Below are 13,089 nucleotides of genomic sequence, written 5' to 3'. Positions count from 1 at the left end.
TTATGAGTAGTTCTATTATTAAAAGCCTTAAAAATCATTCTTTATTTCATAATTTTTTAGAGGATGAATTATTATTTATTTCGCAGCACAGCGAAGTAAAGCAATACCAAGCAGGCGAAACAATTATGACTCAAGGCTCCTATGGCAATCAACTGTATCTGCTTGAAAAAGGGAAGGTTTCGGTATACGTCAGTTTGCCGGGCGATACCAAGAAATTAGCAACAATCCTTGAGTCTGGACAAATTTTCGGAGAAGTGACTTTTCTTACAGAAACCCCTGCTACCGCTTCAATAATTGCCAAAAATAATTGTCTTTGCTTGATTTTTTCTAGAGAAATTTTAAATATGTTTTATTTATCTCATCCCATAGCGGCTTATAAATTTGTAACCAACATTATCGAACAAACCCGAGAAAAAATTATCCACCAAATTCATTTACTTTCCTCCCTTCTAAAAAAAGCAGCAAAAGGAGTCGATATTTCCTCTCAATATGCACTACAAATGCTGAAACATAAAGTGCGATGTAAAAAAATTCCCAACGCAAATATCGATCTCAATTATCTCAAGGAAATTCATTTTTTTTCAGGATTAAAGGAACAACAACTTTTTCATTTATTATCTTATATCTCTATTCATCAATATGAGAGAGGTTATCCCTTTCAACTTCTAAACACTAACTCTCGATTATGCATCCCTTACTCAGGAGCGGTAATGATGTTTATCAAACAAGATAATGTGCTGAGCAAATCGATCGCAGTTTTTGGTACAGGAGAACTATTCCTAGAAAATCCAACACCTATTTTTCCTGAATTCCAAGATAATTTTGCTTATCTCAGCAGTGAAAAATCTATAATTCTAGCCTTGGATTTTGACTCTTACTACAAACTTCAACATTCGGAACCAGCCATTTTTTTTCATATCAGCAAAGAGATAAATCATCATATTGCCCGTCTGGTTTATCTTGTTAATCGAGAGTTCATCAGAATTAATTGTGAATATGAAGATCTAATAAGGTGAAAATTATGTGCAGAGTATTAATTTACCTCGGTCAAAATGAAGCAAGTGTTTATGACTTACTTTATGGCTCAGACAATGGGTTAGTTCACCAAAGCTATGCACCGCAACTAATGAAATATATTCAAAACCTTGCGGGACTTGGTTTTTGCTCTTGGTCTAAATCATCCCATTCTCCTGAAGAACCCTATTTCTATAGAACAACCTATCTTCCTTTTTTTGATAAAAATCTTTATCGCTTATCAAAAAAACTAACCGCAAATTGCATCGTTGCCCATGTCCGTGGCGTTCCCTACCAAATCGTCGAAACGATTTCGGAAGAAAATGTCCATCCCTTCAAACTGGAAGACACTCGCTTCGTCTTAGCGCATAACGGTAGCTTGGCTCATATGGAACGTTTAAAATTAGCGCTTATTAAATACATAAAACCCCATCTACTCACTTTGATAAAAGGCACAACAGATAGTGAATGGATTTACTTACTCTTTTTATCGCAGCTAGCCGACTATCGAGACAACAGTCCGATGGCCGAAACTTATCAAGCCATTGTAGATACCTTTAAAATTTTAAACAAAGCAAGGGAAGAATGTGGTATCGAAGACTCTTCACCAGTGAATTTATTCATAACCAATGGAGAATACGTTTTTGTGACCCGCTTTGTTTTTGACTTTGGACGTAACACCTCTGATGTGCATAAAGCATTTCTTGAATACCATAGTTTATGGCTCACTTTTGGTGAGAGTTATAGCATTGTTAATGGGAAGTATAAAATGCATGGGGCTGGAGTCCGACGTGATATTATCTTCGCTTCCGAACCGCTTTCAAGTGATCGAACGACCTGGATAGAACTGCCGGAGTATTCCATTACCCAAGCCTGGATTCAAGATGAACAGGTCAGGTTTAGAACTTTCGATTTAGTAGTTTAAAAAAGCACAGTCGGTAGGTATTACTACTAAATCTCTAATGCATATTCGTTGCGGTAACCGGTACTTTATTTGAAATGACGGCAAAAGTTGCGATCTTTAGTCAATTGACAGGACATATCATCTTCATTACACTTTATGGCAAATAAAAATCCTTTTTGGTTGTTTTATGTCACATGGAAAATCGACTTATAAAATTAAGCAAAGCAACGATCAGCTGCTCAATAGTTTAGATGCTCTTCTTAATCAATATAAGGAATCGCACTACATATCTCATTCAAGCGAACGCCAATTACACGGACTTTATCGTTTTGAAGCTACTTTTAACTACTTAAGAAAACAATCTGAAATGCCTACAGAAGCAATCATTCTTATTGTTTATGATCTTGCAATATTTGATAGTTCCAATCCTTTTTTAACTGGTTTTATCAGACATCATTTAGAACAAACCATTGAGTGTCCTTTACTGGAGGCACTTCGCTACAAAGGAGGGGTAGATTGGACTGGAAAAATGTTACAAATGCTTTACATGAATTTGGATGAAGAAATGCAATTGCAGCTACCTAAGCTAAAAACATTAGGAATTGTTGCTGGGTTAGAACAATATGCCAATCATCTTTGCCAACAGGAAATCAGTGCTTTGGTTGGTAAACAATTATTAGATACTTCTAAAGAAATAGTCAATGCTATTAACAGCCATGAGCAGTTGGACAGGCGTTTATTCAGAAACATTATTCAACAGGCACGACAGCCTAACAAAGATGAACAAATACCTTTACCCCCTAGCCTTTATTTAAAAGCACTCGCTTACTTGTGCTCTGCCATTGCTTATGTATTTAATTGTCCTATAAATAAGCTAAGTTCTCATAAAGAAGTGCATCATTTCTTCTACAATGCAAATGCAAATAGTGAATTAGCTGAAATGGAGTATATTGGTTCCCATCAATACGCTTTTAGATAAGGGAGCTTGGGTAGTCATGGAACGGCCTGCCCATTTGAGGACAATTGAAATTTCTAACGACCTTAATCTTCTGTCTTTTACTTCACCAGGCATCAAGAATATACCGCAATCTCATTTGGCTTATAGATTCCACAATCTAAAATAAAGGCCGTGACTAAGTTGGCAGGTGTCACATCAAAAGCTGGATTAAAGACGGGGCTATTGGGCATACTCCACGTGAGACTTTCAGAGTTTCCAACGAAGCCACGAACTTCATTAGCGGAACGTTCTTCAACAACGATGTCATGGCCAGAAACACAATGCGGGTCGATAGTGGTATAAGGTGCGGCGACATAAAAGGGAATACGGTGATAATGGCTTAGTACCGCTAAGTTATAAGTTCCAATTTTATTGGCAAAATCACCATTGCGCGCAATTCGGTCAGCACCGACAATAACTTTTTGAATACGGCCTGCCCGCATTAATGTGGCAGCCATGTTGTCACAAATGAGCGTGTAGGGTATCGATTTTCTTGAGAGCTCCCAGGTTGTGAGTCGTGCCCCTTGCAATAAAGGTCGTGTTTCGTCGACATAAACATGTATTTTTTTATTATGTTGATGGGCTGATGCAATAACGCCAAGTGCGGTCCCCTCCCCGACTGTTACCAGACAACCTGTATTACAATGCGTGATAATATTATCACCATCCTCCAGAACAGTATGACCATGCGCCGCGATATTTTGGCATAAGCGCAGATCTTCATAAAATAATTCTTCAGCAATAGTCACCACGCTGCTTGTTTTTCGAGTTTCCTCTAACGCGGTCATTTGCCTATCAATGCAATGCATTAAATTAACCGCAGTGGGACGAGCTGCTCTTAATTGCTGCGCGGCTTCTTTGATTTGATGGAAATCAGCACCAACTTCCGCATACTGTGCCAAAGCCAGGGCGGCTGCAATTCCAATCAGGGGTGCACCACGTACTTTTAATGATTGAATCAGTTCAACCATATGCTTTGGTGATTGACAGTCAATCCATACTTCTGCATGCGGTAATTTTTGTTGATCTAGAATGGCTACGGTATTATTTCGAACGCGTAAAGCAAGCGAAATTAAGTCCCTCATAATACGCCTTTCCTCGTTTTTTGATACATCTCTCGGAGAATAGCAACTTCACTGGCAGGCAATGCAGTAACTCCTCCAAACGAACAGGCATACAATAAAATTTCAGCTGAGTGTTCTAAGCGCTCCATACCATTTAATGCCTCTTGCAAATCTTCAGCCCAAGTTAACGCACCATGTCGGGCTAATACAATCACACGATATTCTGGTAAAAATGGCTTTAAACTCTCGCCCATCGCTTCTGTTCCTGGTCGAGCGAAAGGTGCAATGGGAATTCGACCAAGACTTAAAATAAGCTCAGAAAAACACTCCCCAGGTAATTCAGTAGATTCAGGCCGCGCAATTGTCCAGGCAATCGCACGCGGCGGATGTGCATGAATAATGCAGCGTGCTTTTGGACATTGTTGATACACGCTCAAATGCATCAGTCGTTCACTGGATGGATTGCCTTTGACGATTTGATTATCTAAGGTGATTATTGCCATCTCATCCGCTTGGAGACATGCTTTCGCTTTCCCTGCGGGAGTAATTAAAATTTCCTGCTCGTTCAGTCGACAACTGATGTTTCCATCAGCAGCAGCCAACATATTTTTTGCATGCAGTTGGCGAGCGACCTGAATTATTTCCTCAGATAATTGTTGTATCACGATTGACCTATTACACTAAAGCCTTATCGGCATGTTGATGAAGCACCTTAAAATATCTTGTAACCGGCTATAATCACAATAACTAACAACAAACTTACGCGTAATAGCAACCCCAGGGATTTAGCACGGATTGCGGTTGCCTCATCTTCGGATATCATTAGTATAGTATACTAGCTGAATCATTACCTGATGATATTAAGACTGCATTATCAACAATAGAGCTCAAGAGTTTATTAAGTATGTTCTAGCTAGAAATTTTTAATCTAATTGGCAATGTGAATCCTTTAGTTAACCATCCCAACTCTTCCTCTTCTTCAATTTCGATTACAGAAAATTTTGCGCGACCTCAGGTGAATTTTGCTGCTTAAAGAAAGTCTTCAATTTGTCAATGGTTATTGGTTTGTTGCGTTTTGTATCGACACAAACAATCGTGTTGATACTGGAGCAAGTTAACAAACTCTCTTCATTCATTATTTTTTGCTCGAAAATCAATTTTAGCTTTCCTTCTTGTCTAATAAAGGATTCGACTTTAAATCGATCAAAGGCACGAAGTGGGGCTAAAAATTTTATCTCTGTATGGGCTAAAACTAAATTCAGGCCTTCCTGGCTTAATTGAACCCAATTCACCCCTAAGGCATTCAGGTGAACAGTCCGAGCATGATCAAAATAACTTAAGTAATGTGCATTATTTACAATTCCCTGTACATCAATTTCATGGGCACGAACTTCATTATACCAAACGAAAAAATCCATAGTTTATCCTGTAACAATTTGAATACTACCTACCAAAGTACAAATAAAAAATTAGTTTGATAGAATACCTTGGAGAAGGGCTCATGGATAAACTCAAAGAATCCTTGAATCCTTATCTTGGGTTTTTGTAGAATTTTCATAATTAATTTTCTATTAGGCCCTTGGAAAGTTATGGAACCGCCAACCCATTATATAGCATATTGATATATCAGTTTTAGCTCAATTAACGGTATTTACTGACTAACTTTACTTGATTTATCTTTGTCGAATATTAAGATAAATAATCCCTATAAACTAAGATCATAACTATTAAGTTCTGGGCTTTCCTCAATATCAACCGAGCTAAATTGCTCTCGCTTATTACAGTTAGAATAAAAACCATACCTTGCTTTGCCAGGACTCTGAAACTCTTTTCTGGTTTGATTCAACCCAATCTCATTACCTTTAAAATCATACACAAGGATAGCTTGATCGTGGTATCTTAAAATATCATAAGGTGTAATAGATTCTTTCAAGATTACTTTTTGATAACATAACTTCAAATGCTTTTTAAGCAAGGCATCATCAACCTAACATATGAGCTAGACTGAGATACATAGAACACGCTTCATTCCAATTCTGCAACAAAACTCCGAGAATACTTGCTAATACAGTTAAACTAAAGACAGATTGGAACAAAAGCCAACGTAATTTTTTCTTAAGTCTATTTTCTACTTGGTGATAATCCCCTTCATAAATGATCATCGGTTTATCGGCTACCATTACAGCTGGTAGGTTATTCTTTGCAGGTTGAATATGCCCTTGAAAGGTATAAATTTTTCCTTCGATAAGACAATATTCTCTCAGATGATGATCAATTAGTGGCTCTAGGCACATTTGTGAAAGCAAAAATTGTAATCTTTTTTCTATTAGGAAATTACCCTTTGATGTTTCTAAAATAAAATCAACAGATTCGCTTTGTTCTTTTAAGGGTTTCGATTTCTTGGCTCTCGAAGGCATAATATGCGATAAATACCCACAACAAATCTGTTTGAATAAGGGGGATTGGATAGTCTCGATAGACTGTATACGCCCTGAAATTGTAATGCATGACTTAGAAAAATCCTCAAAATTTATGAATCGTGATTTCCTAAATTTAATAAAAAATATTAAATCTCTTATCGAGAGACATATTAATATTATCGGTGATATTAAAATTATCAATGAACAGATTATAAATTGTTGCTGGGCTGATCCATGTATATGCATATCTTAAAATGTTCAAAAGTGAAATATGTCCATTTTAACATATACGAAGCATGCATTGATCAAACAGTGATCATACTGTAACTGAGCATAACATTTTAGAGAATGTATCAATCTAATGTGATCTGCTTACCGGAGTAATTCAAAGTTTATTTTGCTTGCTGACCAAGGGAAATATCACAGCATTTACCCCAGCAGTATTTATAAAAATAATTAATACATTACAAAGATGCTGATTATATCAATGGGCCTTATCGGCCGCTCGATGTTATTGCCTATTCATTAGCAAAATTGCACAAAAAGAACGCATCGATTATAATGCGCTCATAAACCTCTATAGTCGAATCTGATATGCGTTATAAAAACTTTTCCTCGTTCCATGCTATCAAAAAAGCATTTGGTGATGTTGTAGATCTAAATCATGGTTTTACAGCCAAGCCAGAAGGGGGCTGTGCGGATAGCGATGCATTCGAGAATGATTTTTTTCTGCTCTTCAGACGCAGTGAATATGCTGCTCAAGTGGAGTTAGCTTGTGCACGAATATTCAAAATGATGATGGGCTATGGTCCTGAAATGGAAATTGTTAAAGAGAGAGATAAATTTTATATCGCAAGTAGACGTATCAAAAGTTTCAAAGAAGGATATCCTGATTTTTCAGATCCTACGAAATTCCAGCATATAAGTGGTTTAGCTGCAACTCAAATGCTTTATTATTTTCTTTGTGGGACAGATAATCATAGTGGTAATTTTGGTATACAACGCCTAGGTCAAGATGAAAAAACATATAGGCTAGATATGCCTGATTGTTTTGATTTAAATTTCTTAGCACAGACCTTGGAACTCCGTTCGTTGCAACGAATCCCCTATATCGTTGAAGAACATTTTGATGGGGATTATCCATATTCGCTTCCTGTTGCCTATGTGATGACGCCTGGGTTTCAAAATGAAAAGAGAGCGATGATAAAAAAAATAGCTGAGACATCGTTTAGTCAATTTGAAGAAATTTTAAGAGCCACAATTACCACTGATGCCTATTCACATGTCCAAGCGATGACTACTCTTATGATTGCCTCACACTTGCTCAATGAAAAACAAATAGAAGAAATGAAAGCTAGAGTTGAAACTATTAAATCCGAAGAATTTAGCCTTGATCATATGATAAATCTATTCAAACTTAGACACAGCCAATGGAGGCAAATAGTAGAGATAAATCCTGTCATTGAACAAGACTTAACTTTGGCCGATCCTAAAAAGTTTATGGCAGAAGAAAGGTTGTATCACAACAACTCATCCTCAGATGAGGAGGAAAAGGAGCATTTTGCTGCATCGGAGCATGATGAACCGAATGAAGCATCAAACGTTATTGATTTTAATCGCAACAGGCTTTTTCAACCGTGTAATTCAAGCCCTAACCAAGACACACGCCCTATACAGTCTTATGCCATGCAATAATTTAAATAGCTAATTAGCCTACAGATTTTATTAATAAAAATTCAGGATATATTATCGTGTGAAAACTTAGCGTACGTTTTCGGTCGTGAGGACTTCAAACCCCTGAAACGCAGGATTAACATCTATGCTTTGCTCTTTTCTATATTTAAAATCATAGCTTGGATAAAACACCTTGGTAGAAAGGTGCATTATTAACAGAAATAGAACCTGAAAAAGGAAAATCAAAACTTAAAGCTAAAGTTAAATTAAATCCTATCACTGTAGCTAAACAAAAGTTTGCAAAAATGCGGATAGAGCCCTCATTTGCTTTAAGTAAACTTGATAGAAAAATAATCATGACAGCACCTAGGATCAATGCAACCCTAAGCTCATCATTCAAAATACTTTTTGAGGCAATTAATCTGTCGCGTCTATCTTTAAGTAAACCATCTAAATAGTTCATTATTTGTCGATAATATAAATTTTCTTTTGTAGAATGAGGGGTGTATTCTTGAAAGGAACGATACAATTTATAAGCATTATTCCAGGTTTTTTCACTTCTTTCACCCTTTTTCATTTTTTCCCATTCATCATTGCGAACAGAATGTAAATAGTTCACTAAACTACTCTTGAGTGGAACAGTAGCTGAAGGGGGTAGCACTTCTAAATCACGCACAACAACGCTCAGGGCATCGGCTTCATGGTAAACTATCTTTTGTACATTCAAGTAATGATTCCAAAGTGTAATTATGACAAAACCTAAAAAAACGCCATATCCGCTTCCTAAGATGCTTAATACATTATCTGTGCTTTTAGAATATTCCTTGTCTTTTTTCTCTGGACATATAAAAAAGCGCCCTATATAAAAAGCAGTAAGTGAGATAACCATTAAGATCGCTAGATTAATTACAAATAGTTCCCAGATGGAAAAGTGATTGATTACGTCGCGAAAGAACATATTTTCTCCTTGGGATTAAGTTATATTAAATAAATCTAATCACCGAATTCACATACTCTCTCATCCTTGAATTAACCATTTATTTATCAAAAATCGAGCCGATTCGCTTTTGCCCCAAATATGTAACCCCATTGATGTACTAAAATTAAATCAATGTACTTTTCTTTCAGAGATAATAGTGAAAATAAAATTAATATTATCCTCAAAACAACGATTCGAAATTAATATAGATAATGAATCCATGTTACCCCCTGCTGAACAAATTAGAAAGTTCATGGCTGAAGAAGAAATAGATCCCGATGATATGTTCGCCCTGGAATATGAAAGTGCGCGTAGTTATAATCTAGATGATTTTGATGATTGGTACAAAAAAAAGGAAGCTCTCGCAAACCATAATCTGCGCCAGTTAAAAGAATTAATGGATGATGAAGCTTTTGAAATAATACCAACGAATGCGCTAGATGCATTAAAAACATTTTATTCCCAGTATCCTCGAAATCGCGTTTGGCAATTGGCTGTGGATGGACAGTTGTATACCCAAATAACAGGTAACTCAAAAGAACAAATCATAAAAAGAACAGATAATAAAGGATGGTTTGATTATGAAAACCGAGAAGTAGGTTCATTAAAAGCATTTTTTTGGGGAGTTAATACTGGATTAGAACATATTGAGGAACAAGAGCTATCGCTTAGTCTGATTAATCAAATTCATTTTTGTGTTACCAATGCCGTCCAGGGATTAGAAGGCGAGATTATACGTGGTGGGTATAGGAATAAAGAAGCCAATTTTAATATTTATAAAGATACTGGTCGTATAACACCGGAAGGATTAGAGGATTTACTAAATAAAATAGATCGCGGCGAGTTGGGCAGTGCTGCATTATTTTTAGGCTCTACTAATCCAAAGGTTAAAGAGGATGCGCTTCACATAAATAGAGCTAAAATTACGGAAATAAAAGCCCAGTTGTTTCACGAGGGAAAAATTGGCAATCGTAGCAATCTAGCCCTAGCAGAATATCTTATTAGTACGTTTCCACGATTTCGATATCAGGCACCCGCATGTTCTGAAATAAGCAAGTTGATGGAGCAAGTTATTGATCATTATAATAGGAATTTAACTCAAGTTAGTACCCCTGAAGAAAGGCTTGAATTAATTGGAAAAACCATTGAATCATTTCAAAGAATACATCCCTATGGAGATGCCAACGGCAGAGTATTTGTTAATATCTTGCAAAACCGATTGCTAATACAACATGGCTTTGCACCTGCAACATTTTTTCAACCGAATATTTACGATATTTATGGTCATCATGTGGCTGTTCTAAAACGTGGGATACTTAACACGGTAATTATTTATAACTCAGGAAATCCATTCGGTTATTACATGCATAAGGAAAACAGCCCTGAAGAACAAGCAATTTTTTTAGATATGGAGGAGTTAAATGCATTTACAGCGCAGACCTTTACTAATCCACTTTTTACATTCTTAAATACACCGGACAGCTCGAGGATTGATGAAGAGGACATTTTGAGATCGCTTGGTTTTACTGATGATATATTATTAAAGTTGGATTGTATTGATGATGTGCTTGCCAATATTAATTCTGAAAATTCTCAATTAATTGATCCAATTAATAGAGTATATAGGGAACTGATTCAAGATATTCCCTCCCCTGAATACAATCAAACCAGCAAAGATTTTGCACGACAGGAATTAAATATCCAGATTGAGAAACGAGTAAGAGCACATATTGCCTTAATGGAAACATTAATGAGTTTCGATGAGGAAGAGGAGAAAGAGCCCCCAGAAGTTGAAATTTCCAAGACGCAAATAAGCAATCCAAACACTCTTTTATCTATAGATAATTTTATAGCTGATTTAAACTACTTTATAGAATGCCAGCCTATGGAAACATCAGGCCTAGTTTCCCCCGCTTCATTTTGGGGAAATGAGAGTCAAGCAAACATTGAGGCCGCTCGAAAATTAATCAAATTACTCCAAGGTGAAGATCTGCACGAAGATTCCTTAACCCCAATAAATATAAAATCCCTTAACTCATCTGAACTGGGCGAAATCATTGCAAAATATCGTCCACTATATGAGAGGGCTATTTCTGATGTTTCCAGTAAAAATCAGCATTATCTTTGACATAAATCGCGAGCTATTGGGTTTAGTCTAGATATGCGGGAAACCCCCATTGCTCCCCCTGGGCCAGTAAATTATTTTGGTAATAGCGCTAAGCTTTTAATAAATTGCTCTGCTTGTTCTTTGGTTAATCCTGCTACCAAAAACTCAGCCCCCAGTTTTCCTCGGATTATTGCGGAGGATATTAGCCTATCATTCAAGATGATATTTCCCTTCTTACCTATACCGTCTTCAGTAAGTTGGTCAAATTTATTAGCAGCCAGGGGTTTTAATTTCAATTGTACTCCATAGGTTTCCCTTGGGTTTTCTGGGGAGACCAGTGTTGCATTTTCAACAGTTGACGCATCAAATACCATTTGATTTTGAACAACTTGAAATAGTATTGCAGGTCGAACTGATGTTGTACTTTCGGCCCTGGTTGGCTTTGATGCCATAAGAGGTGAAAATGAAATTACTCCTAAAAAGATAAAAAAAACCTTAACTAAATTAGGCATACTAAATTCCCAAGACCAAATTAAAAGATGTATTATATGCTCGTTTATTGAGCTAGAAACTATATCATATTGCTACGTTATAAACGATAATAATATCTATAGTGTTATGTGCAAAAAATCTTTAATACAACTTCAGGAAGTAGAAGGAATAAAGATTCGGGCATATTTTGAAGCAAAAACAAGCAATTTTTTCATATTTCTTTTTTCTAACGTACATTTCTCATACATTGTTCTTTATTAAAACTCATGAATGATAGCTCCTTTATCACCAACAGAAAATGACTGCCAAGTAGACTTTTTTATAGCCTTTTGTGCATCGGTATATCCTAAATTCCTATGCGCTTTAATTGCCTGTTCAGAAAAATTATAGTCTTTACTTAGTAAATCACTTTTCTCTTTTTGATAATGAAAACGAACAATATTGAGTGCTGTAGGATGACCAGATTGCACAATTCTTTGCATGGCATGCTTAATGTCTTTATCTTTTATTAGTTCTTTAGGTAATTCATGAATAGTATGTTGGAGATAATGGAGCTCACTAAAATAGTCTAATACTTTATGATGACGGCTTGCGAATACTATTTCCTTTTTGCACTTCAAAACATCCATAAATGATGAAGGGAGATTTTCAGGATAGGAAAAGAGATTAACAATAAAGCATAATAGTCTTTTAGGCATTTTCTCTTCTAAAAGAACAGCAAATGGAGTATTAGAACTTAGCCCTCCATCCCAATAATACTCATTAGCAATTTTAACTGCAGGAAATCCAGGGGGTAACGCACAGCTCGCCATAATATGCTCAGGCCCAATTTCTTGATGAGTATTGTCAAAGTGAACTGTTTTTCCTCCTTTTATGCGAACAGCCCCAACTGTCAATCGGGTTTTTTTTTGATTAATTAACTTAAAGTCGATTACTTTTTCTAAAGTTTTACGCAATTCGCTTGTATCATAAATACTAATTTTATCTGGTGTGTTTGCTGAAAAGAATATTGGATTTATCAACCATGGCTTAAAAAAGTTATCTTGTCCAAAAAAAGCAATCCAATAAGCAGACATATAATTCTGGAACTCTTGGAGTAAAATATTATCTTCTGCATCAATAAACCTGGGTAATGAAGATGTGATTGAACTCCAAAATTCATTTAATTTCGTAACGCGGTTCTGAGGTTTATTCCCTGCAATAATTGCCGAATTAATCGCTCCAATAGAAGTCCCCACTACCCAGTCTGGACTATAATCATGCTCTAATAACGCCTCACAAACCCCTAATTGATATGAACCTAAAGCACCGCCACCTTGTAAAACATAAACAATTTTATCATATGATTTATTTCTTTCGGTCATGATAAATTTCCTTATAGAAAAACTGGTTCTGTTACAAAAGAATCAGCTTAAGAAAAAATAAGTCTTGGACAGAT

Annotated in this window: 13 protein-coding genes; 5 read left to right on the top strand and 8 right to left on the bottom strand. The window is 36.2% G+C overall.

Going from position 1 to position 13,089, the window contains the following annotated elements; genetic code table 11:
* The first annotated feature begins 2 nt into the window (after positions 1–2).
* The 3 genes from Lnau_RS11955 to Lnau_RS11945 all read left to right on the top strand — a co-directional run bounded on the left by Lnau_RS11955 (position 3) and on the right by Lnau_RS11945 (position 2,897).
* Entirely contained in the window at positions 3–1,016 is a 1,014-nt protein-coding gene (locus Lnau_RS11955) for a cyclic nucleotide-binding domain-containing protein (protein ID WP_058505384.1), read from the top strand.
* A gap of 5 nt (positions 1,017–1,021) precedes the next feature.
* Positions 1,022–1,939 (top strand): class II glutamine amidotransferase, encoded by a 918-nt coding sequence (locus Lnau_RS11950; protein WP_058505383.1) that lies wholly within the window; start codon positions 1,022–1,024, stop codon positions 1,937–1,939.
* A 166-nt stretch (positions 1,940–2,105) separates the two neighbouring features.
* On the top strand, positions 2,106–2,897 hold the full coding sequence (locus Lnau_RS11945; protein ID WP_058505382.1) for a hypothetical protein: 792 nt from the start codon (positions 2,106–2,108) through the stop codon (positions 2,895–2,897).
* Between the two features lie 92 nt (positions 2,898–2,989).
* On the opposite strand, the gene mtnA is transcribed toward Lnau_RS11945, so the two are convergent.
* The 5 genes from mtnA to Lnau_RS11920 all read right to left on the bottom strand — a co-directional run bounded on the left by mtnA (position 2,990) and on the right by Lnau_RS11920 (position 6,396).
* Entirely contained in the window at positions 2,990–4,000 is a 1,011-nt protein-coding gene (gene mtnA, locus Lnau_RS11940; protein WP_058505381.1) for an S-methyl-5-thioribose-1-phosphate isomerase, read from the bottom strand.
* Positions 3,997–4,644, bottom strand: a complete 648-nt coding sequence (locus tag Lnau_RS11935) for a class II aldolase/adducin family protein (RefSeq protein ID WP_202972582.1) — start codon at positions 4,642–4,644, stop codon at positions 3,997–3,999. The genes mtnA and Lnau_RS11935 overlap by 4 nt, the downstream gene beginning before the upstream one ends.
* A gap of 324 nt (positions 4,645–4,968) precedes the next feature.
* Positions 4,969–5,397 (bottom strand): acyl-CoA thioesterase, encoded by a 429-nt coding sequence (locus Lnau_RS11930; RefSeq protein ID WP_058505379.1) that lies wholly within the window; start codon positions 5,395–5,397, stop codon positions 4,969–4,971.
* Positions 5,398–5,684: 287 nt separating this feature from the next.
* On the bottom strand, positions 5,685–5,912 hold the full coding sequence (locus Lnau_RS11925) for a hypothetical protein (protein WP_133134859.1): 228 nt from the start codon (positions 5,910–5,912) through the stop codon (positions 5,685–5,687).
* Between the two features lie 49 nt (positions 5,913–5,961).
* Complete coding sequence (locus Lnau_RS11920; protein WP_058505377.1) at positions 5,962–6,396, bottom strand: hypothetical protein; 435 nt, start codon at positions 6,394–6,396, stop codon at positions 5,962–5,964.
* A gap of 597 nt (positions 6,397–6,993) precedes the next feature.
* On the opposite strand from Lnau_RS11920, the gene Lnau_RS11915 reads away from it, so the two are divergent.
* Positions 6,994–8,094, top strand: a complete 1,101-nt coding sequence (locus tag Lnau_RS11915) for a hypothetical protein (RefSeq protein ID WP_058505376.1) — start codon at positions 6,994–6,996, stop codon at positions 8,092–8,094.
* 151 nt (positions 8,095–8,245) lie between these two features.
* Here the strand turns inward: Lnau_RS11915 and Lnau_RS11910 are convergent, their stop codons facing one another.
* A complete protein-coding gene (locus Lnau_RS11910) occupies positions 8,246–8,962 on the bottom strand; it encodes a bestrophin-like domain (RefSeq protein WP_162263205.1) in 717 nt (238 codons plus the stop codon).
* Positions 8,963–9,209: 247 nt separating this feature from the next.
* Between Lnau_RS11910 and Lnau_RS11905 the strand changes: the two genes are divergently transcribed.
* Positions 9,210–11,180: a Fic family protein gene (locus Lnau_RS11905; protein WP_133134858.1), complete on the top strand. Its 1,971-nt coding sequence runs from the start codon at positions 9,210–9,212 to the stop codon at positions 11,178–11,180.
* A 71-nt stretch (positions 11,181–11,251) separates the two neighbouring features.
* Here Lnau_RS11905 and Lnau_RS11900 read toward each other — a convergent pair whose 3' ends face one another.
* Together Lnau_RS11900 and Lnau_RS11895 are read right to left on the bottom strand one after the other, a co-directional pair.
* Positions 11,252–11,671 (bottom strand): SecDF P1 head subdomain-containing protein, encoded by a 420-nt coding sequence (locus Lnau_RS11900; protein ID WP_065240297.1) that lies wholly within the window; start codon positions 11,669–11,671, stop codon positions 11,252–11,254.
* A 237-nt stretch (positions 11,672–11,908) separates the two neighbouring features.
* Complete coding sequence (locus Lnau_RS11895) at positions 11,909–13,015, bottom strand: patatin-like phospholipase family protein (RefSeq protein WP_058505373.1); 1,107 nt, start codon at positions 13,013–13,015, stop codon at positions 11,909–11,911.
* Positions 13,016–13,089: the final 74 nt, after the last annotated feature.

The organism is Legionella nautarum (genome assembly GCF_001467895.1).
Taxonomy (GTDB): domain Bacteria; phylum Pseudomonadota; class Gammaproteobacteria; order Legionellales; family Legionellaceae; genus Tatlockia; species Tatlockia nautarum.
This window is presented reverse-complemented; position numbering and strand designations above follow the sequence as displayed.

Coding starts and splice junctions, on each gene's coding strand:
- Lnau_RS11955 (WP_058505384.1), top strand. CDS start 3: ATGAGTAGTTCTATTATTAAAAGCCTTAAAAATCATTCTTTATTTCAT.
- mtnA (WP_058505381.1), bottom strand. CDS start 4,000: ATGAGGGACTTAATTTCGCTTGCTTTACGCGTTCGAAATAATACCGTA.
- Lnau_RS11910 (WP_162263205.1), bottom strand. CDS start 8,962: ATGGTTATCTCACTTACTGCTTTTTATATAGGGCGCTTTTTTATATGT.
- Lnau_RS11900 (WP_065240297.1), bottom strand. CDS start 11,671: ATGCCTAATTTAGTTAAGGTTTTTTTTATCTTTTTAGGAGTAATTTCA.
- Lnau_RS11930 (WP_058505379.1), bottom strand. CDS start 5,397: ATGGATTTTTTCGTTTGGTATAATGAAGTTCGTGCCCATGAAATTGAT.
- Lnau_RS11945 (WP_058505382.1), top strand. CDS start 2,106: ATGTCACATGGAAAATCGACTTATAAAATTAAGCAAAGCAACGATCAG.
- Lnau_RS11915 (WP_058505376.1), top strand. CDS start 6,994: ATGCGTTATAAAAACTTTTCCTCGTTCCATGCTATCAAAAAAGCATTT.
- Lnau_RS11920 (WP_058505377.1), bottom strand. CDS start 6,396: ATGCCTTCGAGAGCCAAGAAATCGAAACCCTTAAAAGAACAAAGCGAA.
- Lnau_RS11895 (WP_058505373.1), bottom strand. CDS start 13,015: ATGACCGAAAGAAATAAATCATATGATAAAATTGTTTATGTTTTACAA.
- Lnau_RS11950 (WP_058505383.1), top strand. CDS start 1,022: ATGTGCAGAGTATTAATTTACCTCGGTCAAAATGAAGCAAGTGTTTAT.